15 protein-coding genes and 1 pseudogene are annotated in these 17,860 nt (G+C 46.4%); 8 read left to right on the top strand and 8 right to left on the bottom strand.

Features of this window, described 5'->3' with window-relative positions:
- Positions 1 to 142 precede the first annotated feature (142 nt).
- Positions 143 to 2,302 (bottom strand): hypothetical protein, encoded by a 2,160-nt coding sequence (locus tag KNQ07_RS06300; protein ID WP_214765470.1) that lies wholly within the window; start codon positions 2,300 to 2,302, stop codon positions 143 to 145.
- Between the two features lie 184 nt (positions 2,303 to 2,486).
- On the opposite strand from KNQ07_RS06300, the gene KNQ07_RS06305 reads away from it, so the two are divergent.
- On the top strand, positions 2,487 to 4,289 hold the full coding sequence (locus tag KNQ07_RS06305) for an LTA synthase family protein (protein WP_251139489.1): 1,803 nt from the start codon (positions 2,487 to 2,489) through the stop codon (positions 4,287 to 4,289).
- 69 nt (positions 4,290 to 4,358) lie between these two features.
- On the opposite strand, the gene KNQ07_RS06310 is transcribed toward KNQ07_RS06305, so the two are convergent.
- Together KNQ07_RS06310 and KNQ07_RS06315 are read right to left on the bottom strand one after the other, a co-directional pair.
- On the bottom strand, positions 4,359 to 5,300 hold the full coding sequence (locus tag KNQ07_RS06310; protein WP_214765472.1) for a HEAT repeat domain-containing protein: 942 nt from the start codon (positions 5,298 to 5,300) through the stop codon (positions 4,359 to 4,361).
- The gene (locus tag KNQ07_RS06315) at positions 5,287 to 5,862 is read right to left on the bottom strand and encodes a GNAT family N-acetyltransferase (RefSeq protein ID WP_214765475.1); all 576 of its coding nucleotides are present in this window, start codon (positions 5,860 to 5,862) and stop codon (positions 5,287 to 5,289) included. The genes KNQ07_RS06310 and KNQ07_RS06315 overlap by 14 nt, the downstream gene beginning before the upstream one ends.
- Positions 5,863 to 5,985: 123 nt before the next feature.
- On the opposite strand from KNQ07_RS06315, the gene KNQ07_RS06320 reads away from it, so the two are divergent.
- Positions 5,986 to 6,585, top strand: coding sequence for a hypothetical protein (locus tag KNQ07_RS06320; protein ID WP_214765478.1), 600 nt, complete (start codon positions 5,986 to 5,988; stop codon positions 6,583 to 6,585).
- Positions 6,586 to 6,944: 359 nt separating this feature from the next.
- On the opposite strand, the pseudogene KNQ07_RS06325 reads toward KNQ07_RS06320, so the two are convergent.
- The 3 genes and pseudogenes from KNQ07_RS06325 to groES form a co-directional block, all read right to left on the bottom strand.
- Positions 6,945 to 7,490: pseudogene (locus KNQ07_RS06325) on the bottom strand (ATP-binding protein).
- A 313-nt stretch (positions 7,491 to 7,803) separates the two neighbouring features.
- On the bottom strand, positions 7,804 to 9,441 hold the full coding sequence (gene groL / locus KNQ07_RS06330) for a chaperonin GroEL (RefSeq protein ID WP_214765481.1): 1,638 nt from the start codon (positions 9,439 to 9,441) through the stop codon (positions 7,804 to 7,806).
- Positions 9,442 to 9,460: 19 nt separating this feature from the next.
- Positions 9,461 to 9,745 (bottom strand): co-chaperone GroES, encoded by a 285-nt coding sequence (groES, locus tag KNQ07_RS06335; protein WP_012371631.1) that lies wholly within the window; start codon positions 9,743 to 9,745, stop codon positions 9,461 to 9,463.
- A 218-nt stretch (positions 9,746 to 9,963) separates the two neighbouring features.
- On the opposite strand from groES, the gene KNQ07_RS06340 reads away from it, so the two are divergent.
- Together KNQ07_RS06340 and KNQ07_RS06345 are read left to right on the top strand one after the other, a co-directional pair.
- On the top strand, positions 9,964 to 10,656 hold the full coding sequence (locus tag KNQ07_RS06340; RefSeq protein ID WP_214765484.1) for a CPBP family intramembrane glutamic endopeptidase: 693 nt from the start codon (positions 9,964 to 9,966) through the stop codon (positions 10,654 to 10,656).
- Positions 10,657 to 10,677: 21 nt separating this feature from the next.
- Positions 10,678 to 10,911, top strand: a complete 234-nt coding sequence (locus tag KNQ07_RS06345) for a DUF4305 domain-containing protein (RefSeq protein WP_214765486.1) — start codon at positions 10,678 to 10,680, stop codon at positions 10,909 to 10,911.
- Positions 10,912 to 11,140: 229 nt separating this feature from the next.
- Here KNQ07_RS06345 and KNQ07_RS06350 read toward each other — a convergent pair whose 3' ends face one another.
- Together KNQ07_RS06350 and KNQ07_RS06355 are read right to left on the bottom strand one after the other, a co-directional pair.
- On the bottom strand, positions 11,141 to 12,436 hold the full coding sequence (locus KNQ07_RS06350; protein ID WP_214765489.1) for a cation:dicarboxylate symporter family transporter: 1,296 nt from the start codon (positions 12,434 to 12,436) through the stop codon (positions 11,141 to 11,143).
- A gap of 155 nt (positions 12,437 to 12,591) precedes the next feature.
- The gene (locus KNQ07_RS06355; protein WP_012371635.1) at positions 12,592 to 13,650 is read right to left on the bottom strand and encodes an NAD(P)/FAD-dependent oxidoreductase; all 1,059 of its coding nucleotides are present in this window, start codon (positions 13,648 to 13,650) and stop codon (positions 12,592 to 12,594) included.
- A gap of 183 nt (positions 13,651 to 13,833) precedes the next feature.
- Here KNQ07_RS06355 and KNQ07_RS06360 point away from each other — a divergent pair, with 183 nt between their 5' ends.
- The 4 genes from KNQ07_RS06360 to KNQ07_RS06375 are packed head-to-tail and all read left to right on the top strand — an operon-like array spanning position 13,834 to position 17,615.
- The gene (locus tag KNQ07_RS06360; RefSeq protein WP_214765492.1) at positions 13,834 to 14,625 is read left to right on the top strand and encodes an ABC transporter ATP-binding protein; all 792 of its coding nucleotides are present in this window, start codon (positions 13,834 to 13,836) and stop codon (positions 14,623 to 14,625) included.
- Positions 14,626 to 14,628: 3 nt separating this feature from the next.
- On the top strand, positions 14,629 to 15,540 hold the full coding sequence (locus tag KNQ07_RS06365) for an iron-hydroxamate ABC transporter substrate-binding protein (protein ID WP_026831833.1): 912 nt from the start codon (positions 14,629 to 14,631) through the stop codon (positions 15,538 to 15,540).
- A gap of 24 nt (positions 15,541 to 15,564) precedes the next feature.
- Positions 15,565 to 16,611, top strand: a complete 1,047-nt coding sequence (locus KNQ07_RS06370) for a FecCD family ABC transporter permease (RefSeq protein WP_051523867.1) — start codon at positions 15,565 to 15,567, stop codon at positions 16,609 to 16,611.
- Positions 16,608 to 17,615: a FecCD family ABC transporter permease gene (locus KNQ07_RS06375; protein ID WP_026831831.1), complete on the top strand. Its 1,008-nt coding sequence runs from the start codon at positions 16,608 to 16,610 to the stop codon at positions 17,613 to 17,615. Before KNQ07_RS06370 ends, KNQ07_RS06375 begins: the two co-directional genes overlap by 4 nt.
- Positions 17,616 to 17,860 lie beyond the last annotated feature (245 nt).

Consider the following 17,860-nt stretch of genomic DNA (forward strand, 5'->3'; position numbering starts at 1 on the left):
ATTGTTAGACACGCACCAATTCATCCTAAAGTAAAATACTCATAAAATCCACAACATTTAGAAATTAAATTTTACAATGTATTCGTTTTTCCCCATAACAAATACGACTCCTCCAGCGTGGAAGAGTCGTATTCTATCTGCCTTATTTTACAGTCAGCGTAAAGATTTTACTCTTGCGTAATTTGATTGATTCCGCATGGACCGTCACCCGTGTGCCGCGTTTTTGTTTCGGGAACGTCATCGTCTGCGTTTTGCCTGTCGCGGTTTTTGTATACCGCTTTTGATTGATCGTCACGACAATCGTTTTTCCTTTTGTCGCTTTGACCTTCCAGGCTGTACTTGTCGGACTTAGTGTCGTCGTGTACGATTTCAGCGTCGGATTACCGGCTGCAACGACCCGTTGCTCGGATACCTGCAGTTGTGTTCCTTTGCGTGTCACGAGCTTGACGACCTGACCGGCTTTCAACGGTTTGGTCGGGATGGCGAAAATCCGCGTTTTCTTCCGATCAATATACGCTGTGTACTTGCCGTCGATGTAGAGTTTTCCGTAACACGCATCTGCATCAAGTGCGCCGTCAATCGTCGTCTGCTCGTCGTTCAACGGGTTGTTTAACGTACTGTACAACATCACGCTGTCTTTTAACGACAGTGATTTCGAGACGTAACTGCCGGAACGGACAATCCGGTACTCGGCCAATTGATCGGTATACGGGATCGTCACTTCCGTTTTCTTCGTTGCCGGAATGGCTGTGATTTTTTTCTTTCCCTGATAGACGGTATACGTTCCACCGTCCTGTTTACTCTCCAACCGGTACGTAAAGGTTTTAAAGTTCGTATTCGTCGACTGGGTCACACGTGGAATTTCGTATCCGGCGATCGTCCGTTGCACAGTCGTTTTCTGATCGAACGTATTTTCGTCACCAATTTTAAACGAGACCGTTTGTCCGAGTAATCCGGTCGTGCCGAGTCCGATGGTCAGCATCCCCTTCTCATCCGATACCGCACTGTTGAGGCGTGTTCCATCCTGCCGGAAGACATTGACCGGTACATCGGCTTGTCCCAGATTAACCTGATACGTATAGACTCCTTCTTTGACTTCTTTCAATGAATCAAGCGTCGCCGTCAAATAGCGTTTATGCTGATAACGCGTCGTGTCTTTCAGGACGACACCTGTTTCTGCCGTATAAGCGACGGTATAGGCCGTATTGTAAATCCGCTTTTGACTTGTCGGAATCCGGACGCCGTTTTCCTGATCGACGTCTCCCGTAAACGTAACATCTCGAAGTGCAAGCGGCTCCGTCGTTCCGTCAATTCGCGTCAGTTGGACTTCCGGCGTCAATACCGCCTTCTCTAGAAATACCGTGTCCGCTTTCGTCTGATCATCAATCGCAATCGGCTGACGCAAGTAATCCTTAAAATCGAGCAGCGTCGTTTGTCCGTTCACCCGGTACACGGCGCGTCCGTCGGTCAGGAGTTCTTGTGCCAAATGATCGGAATAGTCGACGAGTGTTGTGACTTGTCCTGTTTGCTTGTTTAAAACATACAGAGAAGTGGATTGATGATCGTCTTTAGTCTCGTCCTCTTCCGTCAATTGAATGTACAAACGGTCTGCCGCTTCATAGGCGCCGCGGACAATCTGGTCAGTCCGTTTATTCGGTAAAGCATACGTCTGATTCGTTTCGACATTCCGAATCACTGCGGTTTTGCTGAAATCAAGAATCCAGTCGCCGGTCAACGGAGAAAAGCTGTTTACTTCGACGGTCCGGACTTTTTCAAACGTCCCGTCTGTCTTCACATCGTACCAGTCGGCAATCCCATCCCGGATCAGGGAGAAACGATTTGGACTGATCCACTGAACGGACGGACTGCGTCCATCTTTTAGTGTGTCGCTGATGACGAATTCATTTCCCTGCCGCTCTACTACATGAAACGCATCCGAAATCCCACGTGCCATAAAATGATTTTGATCGAGAACCCGTAAATATTCCAGGTTGGCCGGAAGCTTTACTTCTTCCGATGTACCGGTTTTGGCGTTCATCAAATAGTACGGCTGGAAACTTTCGTCAAAATAATCGTCCTGGAACAGGAACCATGTCTTGTCCGCAGAGTCCGCCCGCAGGAACGCATACGGTGAAACGCCGCTTGGATACGGTGTCGTCTGCTTCGTTTCTAGATCATAAAACCCGATGATGGCTTGATCATTCTTTTTAATGTCGTACGGTGCTGCTTCTGTCAATGTCGTCAGTGTTAACCAGGTTCCGCAGACGACCGCGACACTTCCCATCCAATGTTTCCAGTTCATGTATGTAGAACATCCTTTCAAAATTCAGTGATTAATTCTATTTTATTCCATTTTTTCTCTTTATTCCGATGTTTTTTGATAAATCAGGTCAACGGACTTTCCACATTACAGCCGACTCAAACGTTCGTTCCCGTCCGGTTAAGGGTATAGATTATCTCACGACTACGACGAACGTTAGGAGCAAATGATGATTGGACTCGGCTACGCTTTTTACTTATTACTGGGCACGTTAAAATTCGTGCTGTTCAGCTTTTATACCGATACAGCTTTCCCGGTTGACCTATTTTTCATGAACCTCGGCGGCATGCTGCTGTTATCAAGTTGGACTTTATTGATTGAATGGAAAAAACGCCGTTGGATTTGGCTTGGTCTGTTGATCGCCCACAGCCTGTTGCTGATTTCCGACATGTGGTATTACCGCTATTTTAACGATTTCCTGTCCGTCTCCCTGATGTCACAGATGATGCAGATGGGTGATGTCAGCAGCGGATTTGCCGCTTTGATCCTGCCGAAGGACTTTTTACTGTTTGCGGACAGCCTGATTTTCCTCGGATTTTTATTCTTTATGCGACATCGGACGTTTTCTATCGCGAAAAAGACACGCCGCAAGACAGCCGGACTGACTTTTCTCACCGGTGCCGTTCTGTTTGCCGTCCCCCTCTCGTACAGCATCGTCAAAGAAGACCAGCATCTCAGCCGGTCCGTATCCGATATGCGTGACTATTACCAGCTCGGGTTTTGGGGATACCACGGAGTCGACCTGGTTCGAGGCATTCAAAGTGCACTTGGTTCAACAGACGGTTTGACGAAGGCCGAACAACAGCAAGTCGATAAAAATACGACTTCCGGCACGAGTGGTGCTGCGAAGAAACCGAACATCATTTTGGTGCAGCTCGAATCATTCCAGGCTTCCGTCATCGATCAACAGATCAACGGTCAGACCTTAACACCGAACTTAAACAAATTGAAAAAAGAATCGCTGTATTTCCCGTCGTTTTATCATCAGACACACGAAGGGCGGACCTCGGACGCCGAATTCATTACGAACACGTCGCTTTATCCGTTGAAATCCGGTTCCGTCTACACCCGGTTCCCGGATAACGAGTTTGACGCGCTGCCGGATCTGTTGCGTACGAACGGGTATGACACGGCTGCCATGCATGCCTATGAAAAAGGCTTTTGGAACCGCGATCAAGTCTATCAAAATATCGGCTTCAAACATTTTTTCAGCCAGGATGATTATCCGAAACAAAAGAAAATCGGTATGGCATTAAATGATAAACAATTTTTCCAAAAATCGATTGAACACATGGAAACGTTAAAAGAACCGTACTTTTCCTTCCTCGTCGCTTTGACGAGTCACACGCCATATGAAATTCCGAAGGACGAACAGCAACTGGATTTGTCGAGTTACAAGGATCCGATGCTGAAACGGTATTATCAAACGATCCGTTATGTCGACGGGGCCGTCGGACAGATGGTCAAGGAATTGAAGAAAAAAGACATGTGGGATGACACACTCGTCATCTTTTACGGTGACCATGACAGCGGTCTGACGAACAAAGACGGGGAGATGCAGCAAAAAGCGCAAATCGACAATGCCGTCGATGCTTTTGAACTCGACCGCCGCGTACCGCTGTTCATCAAAAAACCGAATCAGGACACGGGTGAAACAATTCAAGAAAACGGCGGGCAAATCGATATTGCCCCGACGATCGTCGATTTACTCAATCTCGATGCCCCGTATATGGCAGGACACTCGTTACTCGATGACGAACCAAACCTAACAGCGTTTCGCGACGGTTCATTCCGCTATAAAGGTTACTATTACCAAGCGAAGCTGACCGGGAAAGCGGGCAACGGCACGTGTTATGACGTCTCGACAAAAGAAGCGGTCGCGCGCGACATGTGCCGACCGCAGACGAAACAGGTCCGAAACGATTTGCGTCTGTCGGACGCGATCATTGAAAAGAACGGGTTGAAGTAAAAAAGACGAAGCCGGACTTTAATCCGGTTTCGTCTTTTTTTGATTGTTGATGCATCTCGATTATGCCAATCACCTGTTACCTTCGAGATGCTCCTGCAACCACTGCTGCTCGTCGTCAAACAGGACATCCCATTTTTTTGTGACGATCCAGTCAAATAACACCGGAATCGTCTTATCCGATTGTCGATAGCGATGCAAAAAACGCAGTGCAACTAAGGCATCATCACTTTGAATCTGCCGCTGCCGCTTCAACATCGTCTTCAGCCGTTTGATGACCGGTTGAATAGCAGATGCATCTCCGTGTTTCGCAATTCCGAGCAAGGCGTATGCTTTGACGTCGACCGACCGATCCTCCAAACCTTTTATAAACAGTGGCAGGAACGAGTCGTCTCCGAGTTCACTTAGCGCATGGAGTACCGAGTGCCGGACATCACCTGTCGGATGATCGAGGAGCGGTAACAGATACGGAATCACCCGCTCCGTTCCGACGGTTGCCAACACAAAATTCGCACTCATGATCTCAAACGAATCGGTGGAAGTCATAATAAATCGAATTAACGCATCTTCTGCTAAAGCCCCCCGACAGGAGCCGAGTGCATCAATCGCCGAATTTCGAATAGCCGAACGGGAATCCTCCACATACCGGATGATAGCCGTCGCATCGTTCACCCGTTCCTGGTTCGCCAGTTCATCAAGGATACTGGTAATCAGTGTCGGCTTCGTCTCCTGCGCCAGCCGTTCTAATAATAAATCAGCAACACGGACGTCACCTGTGTTCATTCCAATCGTCCCAAGCATAAAGTAGAAATACCGTTTCATTTCCAGTCGCTTCGTCTGTTCAAGCAGGTCCATTAACACAGGAAGCATTTGAACATCCTGAAAGCGACGTGCCGTTTCATACGCCAAATCAGACGGCGACCCTTCACTCGTGGAATAACCCCGTTCTTCATCGTACACATACTCATCGATTGACATCTGTTCCGCTAATGCGATTAATTCATCTTTGTTCATCGGATGTTCCTTCAGTTTCGGGAAAAATTTTGTACCAGTATAGTGTCAGATCAATATGAGGATTAGCTGACTGTTTCAGTGTATCCACTCCGCCGAGGACAAACCCTTCTTTGACGTAAAAACGGCAGGCAATCAGATTATCATTTTGCGCTTCAAGCGACAAGCCGATCAACGATTGTTCCTTCGCCCAGGTTTCAGCTGCTTCAAGCAGCAAGTGACCGACACCGCTTTTCCGGAACTCCTTTTTGACGGCGATGTTTTCAATATAGGCAAACCGGTTCCAGTCTTTAACGAGGCGGATCTGTCCAATGCACGCGTCTTCATAGAAGGCCAACAAGACGATTTTTTCATTGCTGTCGATATAAGCAGACCAATCCAGTTTGTCATCCGGAAAACGGATTTCAGAGGGAGTATCATATAACTCTTCTTCGTAGGACCAGACGCCGTTCGAAAAACTTGGGCGAATCTTTCCGATGATTGAAAATGGATCGTTTGCATCGTTAACAAACTTTATCGAGTATTTCTTTAAAGAATTAATTTTGATTTCATTATTTCTTCTCATAATTTTCACCTTCTCGTTTTAGAATGAAATTTCATTTTTAAGAATCTATGATTTCAAAAGATTGAGCACCATTAAAATATGTCATAATAATGATAAGATAAAAAAAGAATGGAGAGAATTGAAATGGCGAAAATACCAGCAAAACCAGTCTTAGACTTGTTGAAAAAAACAGCTCCTCCAGCAGCAAAATTTCTCAAGGAGAATTGGGGAAGTGTAGCAGCACTTGCTCCTTCTGCCATACAAGAAATAAATAAACTACATACTAACAATAAAGAAAAAAATAAAATAAAAATGCATCATCGAAAAAACCAACATAATCGATATAAGAAAGAAATTCTGCCACGATTAAATATCATGAAGCGCAAAGAACTTATAAGCGCAAAACTTGAAATCGAGCAATATATTCAGCAAATTAATAATGAGAGTCAAAATGAATCTAAAGTAAAAAATGTTGTACACTCTAAAAGATCGAAAAATTGGAACGAAATTCTCATCCAAGTTATTGATAAGATGAAATCTAGAGACTATGAAGAATACTTATTAATTTTTAATAATCCTAGTTATAAAAGTATTTACTTTGAAGATTATGATTTCATTATTGATCATTTCAAGAACTTAATTTCTACATCAAATATTGAAGAGTTATCTAACTTCATTACAAGCCATACAGGAAAGAACAATAATGAAGTACAAAAAGATTTTTATTTTACTACTTTAAGTTAAATCTTAATCTCGAACACAGTAATTAATAGAGAACAAAAATAGGATTCTCGAACTTAACTCAAGCATTTGATTCGGGAATCCTTTTAAAAATCCAGCCTCAGAATTTCATACGGAAGACGACTCTCCAATGAATTTTCGTATAACGTTTCTGTGTAAGATCAAATACTGTCAATGAGACAGGGAGAACTTTCTAATAATCGGAAAAGATTCGTGGACTACGTTAAAGATAGCTATAAACTGATCTTTTAATAACTGAATCACGATTTCTTTAGTTTCTCCGTTTCAATCACACTTCACTATGTAATCTTTAAAATAATACTTCACGTAAAAATATTAAAGATTTCTTATGAATTACAAAATTAATTCGAATGATCCTCACTCAAGTATGCTTTAACCATCGACAAACATTCTTCAATTGAATAATCTCCTTCAATTCTCAATATCGGACAAGATAATCCAGCCATCCACTTTTCGTGCAAAACTTTACTTCTAACTTCCACACCAGCATTGTCATATAGAGCAGCCCATTCCAAAAAGGCTTGTGATTGTTCATATTTGCTACCACCGGGTAATACTTTTTCCCCATACCGATTTATTTCCCGTTGCTGTAGTCTTTCAAGTCTTATTTCTAGTGGAACCCATAAGAAAATAACGAGATCAAAATAAGACTCTAAGCATTCTCCCCACTTTACAACTGCTCCAGATAAAACCCATTGTTTGGAACACGACAAGTCATTTTTCAGCATTTCTATTCTGTCAGGTATGGAACGTTGTTTAGTAAACTTAGATATCTAAAAATAATCATCTGTATCTAAAGAATTATGTGGAAGAACTTCTGCTAAAGCTTTGCCCAGTGTGGATGTTCCGGATCCCGAAGCACCCATTATATGAATCCTATTCTTCATTCTTCATCCCCCTTAAAGCGTTGCCGTTTATTAGATTTTAATTATATAGTTTTCCTGATTTACAATTGCATTTTCTGAAAAATATTTACTATTCTTTTTAAAGAATTCAAAAAATATTCTTTCATACTCAATAGAAATTATCATGCATAAGATAAACTGCGAAAGAAGTTTTGTACTAACAGAGTAAAAAAGAAGACCCTCTATAAGTTCAAAGAACTTACAAAGGGTCTCCCCGAAAGTTAATTATAAAATGGCGTTTCCTAATACAGTACAACTACAAACCTATACTAATCAGCGCCATTTTATAGCTAGATTACATCATTCCGCCCATTCCACCCATGCCGCCCATATCAGGCATTGCAGGTGCACCGGCTGGTTCCGGTTTGTCGGCGATGACGGCTTCTGTCGTTAGGAACATCGCTGAAACAGATGCTGCGTTTTGAAGTGCTGAACGCGTGACTTTCGCCGGATCGACGATTCCTGTTTCGATCATGTCGACGTACTCGTCCGTTGCTGCGTTGTAACCCATGCCTTGCGCTTCATGTTTGAGACGCTCGACGATGACTGAACCTTCTTGACCGGCGTTTTCCGCGATTTGACGGAGCGGTGCTTCGAGGGCACGAAGGACGATGTTGACACCTGTCGCTTCGTCACCAGTCGTGACGGCAAGAATCGATTCAACGGCTTTCGTGACGTGGATGAAGGCTGTTCCTCCACCGGCAACGATTCCTTCTTCGACGGCTGCACGTGTCGCGTTGAGTGCATCTTCAATCCGGAGTTTCCGTTCTTTCAGTTCCGTTTCCGTTGCTGCCCCAACTTTGACGACAGCTACGCCGCCTGCGAGTTTTGCAAGACGCTCTTGCAGTTTTTCACGATCGAAGTCGCTTGACGTTTCTTCGATTTGCGAACGGATCGCTCCGACACGCGCTGTGATTGAATCACTGTGTCCGTTTCCTTCGACAATTGTCGTGTTGTCTTTTGAAACGACGACTTTCGACGCACGGCCGAGTTGTGTGATTTGTGTTTCTTTCAGATCAAGACCAAGCTCTTCCGTGATCAGTTCTGCGCCTGTCACGATCGAGATGTCTTCGAGCATCGCTTTACGACGGTCTCCGAAACCTGGTGCTTTGACGGCAACCGCATTGAATGTTCCACGGAGTTTGTTGACGACGAGTGTCGCAAGTGCTTCGCCTTCGACGTCTTCCGCGATGATCAAGAGCGGTTTATTTTGTTGAACGACTTGCTCAAGGACCGGCAGGATTTCCTGGATGTTCGAAATCTTTTTATCCGTGATCAGGATGTACGGGTTCTCAAGGACCGCTTCCATCTTGTCGGAATCCGTGATCATGTACGGTGACGCATACCCACGGTCGAACTGCATTCCTTCGACGACATCGAGTTCCGTCGTGAAGCCGCGTGATTCTTCGATTGTGATGACGCCGTCCTGACCGACACGTTCCATTGCTTCCGCGATCAATTGACCGACTTCTTCGTCAGCTGCTGAAATCGCCGCTACTTGAGCGATTGCTTCTTTGCCTTCGATTGGTTTTGCAATAGCGTGGAGTTCTTCGACTGCACGACGAACTGCTTTTTCGATTCCTTTACGGATGACCATCGGGTTTGCGCCCGCTGTGACGTTTTTAAGTCCTTCACGGATCATCGCTTGTGCGAGGACTGTCGCTGTTGTCGTACCATCCCCTGCGATTTCGTTCGTTTTCGACGCGACTTCTGCGACGAGCTTCGCACCCATGTTTTCGAAGTGATCTTCGAGTTCGATTTCTTTTGCAATCGTCACACCGTCATTCGTGATGAGTGGTGAACCGAATTTACGTTCGAGAACGACGTTACGTCCTTTTGGTCCGATTGTCACTTTGACTGCGTCCGCTAATGCGTCTACTCCGCGAAGCATCGCCCGGCGTGCTTCTTCACTGAATAAGATATCTTTTGCCATGACTGAAATCCCCCTTTGATTAGTTTGCTACTGCTAAAATATCGCTTTCGCGTAAAATTAAGTATTCGTTGCCATCGACTTTGACTTCTGACCCTGCGTATTGCGCATAGATGACATGGTCCCCGACATTCACTTCAAGTGGTACACGGACACCTTGTTCCGTCACACGGCCTGTACCGACAGCGACGACTTTACCCTCTTGCGGCTTTTCTTTCGCTGACCCAGGAAGAACGATTCCTCCGAGTGTTGTTTCTTCTTTTTTAACGACTTCGATCACGATGCGATCACCAAGTGGTTTTAACATGCGAAACATCCTCCTTGAACATGACTGTTTTTTAGCACTCACTTAATTGGAGTGCTAACATATTTTTATCTTAAACGGTTTTCAGTTGGAATTCAAGCCCGAACCCTTATGCGTTTTCCCGAAATCGCCATCTTTGAACCATCACCATTCGTGCGCCCGGTCGGTTTGTTTGTTACAATCGGGACAGTACCTTCATTAAAGGAGTTGTGTCCCGAACAATGAAAAATTCCGTCAATCTGCCGTTTAACATGGCTGAGAAGTGGCATATCCGTCACGTCATTCCGATCGTGATTTATTTAATCGTGCAACTTGTCCCGGCAACCTTCCCAAGTTTCCTCTCCAAAAGTCAGATTCCGAGCGTTCTCGGCTGGTGGCTCGCGATTGGTTTTACTGTAGCCGTCATCGTTTCCTTCTATTGTTTGCGTCCCGATTGGCAGAAGTGGAAAGCTGAAGGCAATCAGACTGATACGATGGATACGTTAAAGTGGATCGGGATCGGAATCGTCTTGTTGTATGTCTCGCTGATCAGTGTCAATCTGGTGGATGCTTGGCTATCCGGTGGTATCGAGAACATCGCGAAATCACAGAATACGGATGAAATCATGAAAGCCATCCAGGTCATTCCGATTCTTCAAGTCATGGTCGTCCTGCTTGGTCCGATCATGGAAGAGTTTTTATTCCGCCATATCATGTTCGGAAATTTGTCGACCAAACTGAACTTCATCTTCAGCTTCGTTCTCAGCGGTGTCATCTTCGGTTTGATTCACGGAGATAATAAATTTTTGATTTACGTCGCGATGAGCTTCGTTTTCTCGCTCGTCTTCGTCAAGACCCGCCGCATCATCGCACCGATTGCCATTCACGTCTTTAATAACGGCATCGTCGTGCTTGCCCTCTACGCAACGACTTAATTAACGAAAGGTAGTGTTTTCATGCGACAAGGTTCAAACTTCATGGCATTGTTTTATGCCATCTTCGGTATTCTGTTCATGTACCTCGCTTATACCAACTCGATTGAGGCCGGAACAGTCTTTAACTTCTGGACGATTCTCTTAACACTGTTCGCAGCCGTCGACTTTTATCGTCTTTACCTCATCTTCCGCTTCCGGATGGCAGCCAAGAAGATGATCAAAAAAGAACAGGAAAAGAAAGACGACAAGAAATAATGCAAAATGAGATCGCCGAATTTACTCGGTGATCTCATTTTTTATTAGCGGCTATGATTTCGAAGAGTAGGTGTCGTATGTTCACCACCCGACTTCTGCGGGAAAAGGAAGCTCCGCTTCCGTCAGGAACAGGCAAGCCGCTGTCGTCAGAGAAAAACGGGCGTGACAAACAGGACACCACAGGAATACAAAAAAGACCAGATGACGATTCATCTGGTCTGCTGTCATATTATGCACTCTTGATTTGATCCTGCTTACCTTCCGTCGACATGAATTCGTCGAGCTGGTCGGAATCCAGAACACCTTCCCACTTCGCAATGACGAGTGAAGCGAGCGTGTTTCCTGTTACGTTAACGACAGACCGCATCATGTCCATGATCCGGTCAATCCCGGCGATGAAGGCAAGTCCTTCTGCCGGAATACCGACTGTCCCGAGTGTCGCGAGTAATACTACGAACGAAACGCCCGGTACAGCAGCCATCCCTTTTGATGTCAACATCAGAACGAAGACAAGCGTCAACTGCGTACCGATTGATAAATCAATATTGTACATCTGTGCGATGAACAACGCCGCCAGAGCTTGATACAGTGCTGATCCATCAAGGTTAAACGAGTAACCCGTCGGAACAACGAAACTGACAATCGACTTTGGAACACCCATTTTTTCGAGTTTTTCCATGACACGTGGTAACACCGTTTCCGACGATGCCGTCGAATACGTCAAGAGCAATTCATCTTTGAAAACACGGACAAAATCCGAAACACGAATCCCGACCCATTTCATGATCGATCCGAAGACGATGACCATGAAAAGAAGTGCTGTGACATACAATGTTCCAATCAATTTAAAGAGCGATCCGAGTGATTCGATTCCGAACGTCGAGACCGTAACACCAATCAAAGCGAAGACACCGATCGGAGCGAACTTCATGACGATGTTAACCAGATTGAACATCGCTGCTGCGACCCCTTCGAAGAAGCGGACGACCGGTAAGCCCTTTTCACCCGCGAATCCGACACCGAGTCCGAACAGAACGGAGAAGAAGATGATGGCCAGCATATCGCCACGCACCATCGCGTCCAAGATGTTCGTCGGCACGATGCTGACGATTTTCTCGACAAGACCTTGATCTTTCGTTGTTTCTTCTGTTGCGACGTACGTCGAGATATCCGTCTTTTCGAGTGTCGCCATGTTGATGCCGGCTCCCGGCTCAACAAGGTTTGCTGCAAATAATCCGGTAAAGATGGCAATCATCGTGACGATCGTAAAGTAACCAAGCGTCTTTGCGCCAAGGCGTCCGAGACTTTTTGGACTTCCGACTGACGAGACACCGAGAACGATGGTTGTAAAGACAATTGGGACGACGATCATTTTCATCATCCGGATAAAAATATCACCGATTGGCTTCAGCCACTCCGCGACATGTGGATTCCCGTAAAAGATACCACCGACGGTAATCCCGAGAATCAATCCGATTAAAATCTGCCAAGCCAAACCAAGTGGCTTACGTTTCGTTACTGCCATAATTTTCCTCCTTAATTTCACACATTTAAAAACACATAAGAGCATTTTGTCCTAAATACAGACCGTTGTCAAACCGTTCTGTTATAGTACAATACAAACAAAGAGACAGCTTCCGTTTAAAAAACAGAAGCCGTCTCTTTGCTATTTCGTTATTTTCAACGGTTTTGATTGACCATTTCCTGAATCAATTCCCGGTTTCGTTTTTTAAAGACTTCATTATGGGACGAAACCATCGCGACTTTTGGTGCCTCCGGTTCAATATATTTTTTCGCCCGGTTGACGGCGTTCGCCGCATCCTGAAAAGCACCTGAGATGAGATGGACTTTTCCTTCATGCGACAGGATATCTCCTGCCGCGTAGAGACCAGGTACACTCGATTCACTTGATGCTGTTCCAGCGATATAAAAATCATCAACCTGTTGTAAATCGAGATCACAGTTCGCCAGCAGCTCGGCATCCTGCTCATAACCGTGGTTGATGATGACTTCATCAATTTCAAGCGCCACCGTTTCGTTCGTCGTGCAATCGATCAGTTCGACCGAGGCAATCCGGTGGTGGTCGTCGCTCGCAATCAGCTTATGGATTGTCGTGTTTAATAGACAAACGGCGGAGCTGTTCACAAGCTGTTCGACCTGGGCTTCATGCCCTGTGAAGCAGTCTTTCCGGTACGTGACATAAACTTTTTTCGCGACAGGTTCCAGTTCATTCGCCCAGTCGATGGCCGAGTTACCGCCGCCGGAAATGATGACCGTCTTATCCTTAAACCGTTCAATTGATTTGACGGTGTAGTTTAAGTTCGACACCTCATACCGTTCCGCACCCTCGATCTTTAGTTTCTGCGGATTGAGGATTCCGCCGCCAACGGCAACGATGACTGTTTTCGAATAGTGAATCATCCCAGATTCTGCTTCAAGGACGAAGTTGCCAAAAACATCCTTCGTGATGGAAATGATTTTTTCGTTTAAATGAACGGTCGGATTGAACGTCAAGCCTTGTTCGACCAGCTGTTCCATAAGCTTTGCACCGGTAATAGGTGGCTGACCCCCGACGTCCCAAATCATCTTTTCCGGATAGACGTGAATCTTTCCACCCAGTTCTGCCTGATATTCGATCAATTTCGTCTTCATTCCGCGTAGTCCACTATAGAAAGTAGAGTATAACCCGGCCGGGCCTCCACCAATTACCGTTACATCGAACAATTCCTGCTGCTCCATCTTACTCACTCCTCGCTCTCCAACACGACTGATTATCATTCTCATTCCCAATGATAACGTGAACATCTCTTGAAGACAAGAAAAAATGTTGACAGCGTTTTTATGAAACTGTTATGGTTAGGTGGACGATAGTGATAATCATTATCAATGATAACAGCTTTAAACGAGAAGGAGCCTCTGTCTATGGTACGTCTAGCAACAGAAGAAATCAGTATTGGTTACGGAGATCGTACCATCGTCAAGGAATTGACGGTTCAGATTCCTGATCGAAAAATCACGACGATCATCGGTGCGAACGGATGCGGCAAATCGACTTTACTGAAGGCGATGACCCGGATCATTCCCCATCAATCGGGACGCGCGTTACTTGATGGTCTCGATATTGCCAAGGAAAGTACAAAACTGCTTGCCCGAAAAATGGCTATCCTGCCCCAGACACCGGAAAGCGCAAGTGGTCTGACGGTCGCAGAGCTTGTCTCATACGGTCGCTTTCCCTATCAGAAAGGATTCGGACGTCTGACGAAACATGATTACGAAATCATCGACTGGGCACTCGAAGCAACCGACACGATAGCATTCAAACATCGTCCGGTCGACGCTTTATCCGGTGGTCAACGGCAACGGGTCTGGATTGCGATGGCCCTTGCGCAGGAAACGGACATCATCTTCCTCGATGAACCGACGACCTACCTCGATCTCGCCCACCAACTCGAAGTTCTGGAGTTACTCGAACAACTCAACCGGACAGAAGGTCGGACGATCGTGATGGTGTTACACGATTTAAATCAAGCGGCACGTTTCGCCGATTACATCATCGCCATGAAACACGGCGAAGTCGTCAAAGCCGGAACGTGTGAGGAAGTCATCTCAAAAGACGTCCTCAAAGATGTATTCCATATCGATGCCGAAATCGGTCGTGATCCGCGCACGAATAAACCGATGTGTGTCACCTACAACTTAATTAAGGGAGACTGAATCATGAAAAAGCTTTTATTACCGGTTCTTTTATTGTTAACGCTTGTGATTGCCGCTTGTGGCAACACGGAGAAAAAAGAAGAGACCTCGTCTGCTGATACAAAAAAAGAAACGATTACCTATAAATCCGAAAAAGGTGACGTCGAAGTCCCGGCTGATCCAAAACGTGTCGTCGTCCTGGCTGGTTTCGCCGGCAACGTCATGGCACTCGACGTACCGCTCGTCGGTGTCGACTCGTGGTCAAAATCAAATCCGAAATTTGACCTGAAAGACGTCCAAGAAATCTCAGAAGAAAACGTCGAAAAAGTCATCGAACTCGAGCCGGATCTCATCATCGGATACGATACGACAAAAAACATCGATAAGTTCAAAGAAATCGCACCAACTGTCACGTACACATACGGCAAAGTCGACTACTTGACGCAACACATCGAAATCGGTAAATTGCTCAACAAAGAACAAGAAGCACGCGACTGGGTCAAAGACTTCAAAACACGTGCAGCAGACGCTGGAACAGAAATCAAAGCTAAAATCGGTGAAGATGCGACAGTTTCTGTCATCGAAAGCTTCGACAAACAACTCTACGTCTTCGGCGACAACTGGGGCCGCGGCACAGAAATCCTCTACCAAGAGATGAAATTGAAAATGCCGAAAAAAGTCACAGAGATGGCGTTAAAAGATGGCTACTACGCGTTATCACCGGAAGTCTTACCTGAATATGCAGGCGATTACCTGATCTTCAGCAAGACAGCAGAAGCGGATAACTCGTTCACAGAAACGGACACATACAAAAATATCCCTGCCGTTAAGAACAAGCAAGTCTACGAAGTGGATTCAAAAGAATTTTACTTCAACGATCCACTCACATTGGAACGTCAACTGGAGTTCTTCAAGAAAAGTTTCCTTGGCGCGTAACGTATACTAAAGGAGGGAGCCTCAATGCTCCCTCCTTTTTTGGATTCATACAAACTGGAGGCGATACCTGTGTCATCCGCTCGACTACCCTTTGGATTAAAAATTTCATTCGGACTGGTCCTCTTCGTCGTCATGTTTTGGATTTCGATGACGTTTGGTGCTGCTGATACGTCAATCCGTGAAGTCTGGAACGCCTTGACGTTTGGTCCGCTCAACGATAAAGCCAAAATCATTCAAGAAATTCGTCTCCCCCGGGAACTCGCCGCGATTCTCGTCGGTGCGGCACTCGGCGTCTCGGGTGCCATCATGCAGGCGATGACACGTAATCCTCTGGCGGATCCCGGTCTGCTCGGTCTAACAGCCGGTGCCAATGCGGCGCTTGCCTTAGCAATCGTCTTCATTCCCGGCATCAACTATTACGGCATCATGCTCGCCTGCTTCATCGGTGCTGCCCTCGGTGCGGCACTCGTTTTCGGAATCGGTGCTTCCCGTCAAGGCGGCTTCTCCCCGCTCCGGATCGTCCTCGCCGGATCGGCGATTTCCGCCTTCTTGTACGCGATTGCGGAAGGAATCGGGATCTACTTTAAAATTGCCCAGGACGTCTCTCAGTGGACGTCAGGCGGACTCGTCGGCACGACGTGGGGACAACTGCAAGCGATCACGCCGGTCATCGTCATCGGGACGGTGATTGCGATGATTTTCTCACGTCAGTTGACGATTCTCAGTCTGTCGGAAGAAGTCGCACTTGGTCTTGGTCAGAACATCACCCGGATCAAAGCTGTCTTGTACGTCGTCGTCATCCTGCTTGCCGGTGCTGCCGTCGCCTTAGTCGGCAACATGGCGTTCATCGGGCTGATGATTCCGCATATCGTCCGTGCGATCGTCGGGACCGATTACCGTTACATCCTGCCGATGACGGCTGTATTCGGAGCAACGTTCATGCTGCTTGCCGATACGATCGGTCGGACGCTGTTTGCACCGTACGAGACACCGGTCGTCGCAATCGTCTCGATGCTCGGTTTACCGTTCTTCTTATTGATTGTCCGTAAAGGAGGTCACGCATTCTCATGATGGAAACTCGTTTACGTCGCCGTCAACGCTTGATCTTTTTCATTTTAAGTGTGTTATTGCTCGGCACGATCGTTATAAGTATCGGTCTTGGTCCGGCATCCGTCTCATATGACCGTCTGTTGCCAACGTTATTCGGTCAAGGGACGTTCAAAGAAGATTTTGTTCTGTTCTCGCTCCGTCTGCCACGAATTATCATTACATTACTTGCGGGAATGGCGCTCGCCTTGTCCGGTTCGATTTTGCAAGGTATCACTCGGAATGAACTGGCCGATCCCGGCATTATCGGGATTAATACAGGAGCCGGTGTCGCGGTGGCGATTTTCTTCCTCTATTTCCCGGTTGATGTCGGCTCATTTATCTACGGATTACCGGTTGCTGCCTTCTTAGGTGCTTTAGTGACGGCCGTAGCCATTTACGCGCTTTCTTACGACCGGAATCGCGGCTTGCAACCGATCCGCCTGATTTTGACCGGCGTCGGCTTCTCGATGGCTTTATCCGGTATCATGGTCATCTTGATCTCATCGACGAAACGTGAGAAAGTCGACTTCATCGCCAAATGGCTCGCCGGTAACATCTGGGGGACGGACTGGACATTCGTCTACGCCTTGCTGCCCTGGCTGATCGTCTTGATTCCGTTTACGCTGTATAAAGCCAATAAACTCAATCTGCTCGCTTTAAACGAACCGGTCGCGATTGGTGTCGGGGTCGCGATTGAGAAGGAACGGATTCAACTGTTGCTGACAGCAGTCGCACTCGCGGCATCCGCTGTCTCCGTCACCGGCGGGATTTCCTTCATCGGCTTGATGGCACCGCATATCGCCCGTGCCCTCGTCGGTCCACGTCATCAATGGTTCTTGCCGATTGCGCTGTTGATCGGCGGCTGGTTGCTCGTCTTGGCCGATACGATCGGACGAAACATCGCTGATCCGGAAGGTGTTCCGGCCGGTATCGTCGTCGCACTGATTGGTGCACCGTACTTTATTTATCTGCTTCTGAAAAAGTAAGAAAACTGATCAACCAACAAGAAATGATTTCTTGTTTCACTCGCTTTCCTCAGGCGAGACACAAGCCAGTTTTCCTGTCCATTTGGACAGGAAAACTGGTCTTGTTTGTCTCTGACAGCGCAAGTTGCCTTGCGCTTCTTCCTGCAGGAGTCTCGTAAATCAAATCATTTCTAAAAAAACAACAGCGGCGAGAGGAAGTTAAACTTCCTCTCGCCGCTGTTGTTTTTTACGTATCGGTTCATCAT

The organism is Exiguobacterium sp. s145 (assembly GCF_018618835.1).
Classification (GTDB): domain Bacteria; phylum Bacillota; class Bacilli; order Exiguobacteriales; family Exiguobacteriaceae; genus Exiguobacterium_A; species Exiguobacterium_A artemiae.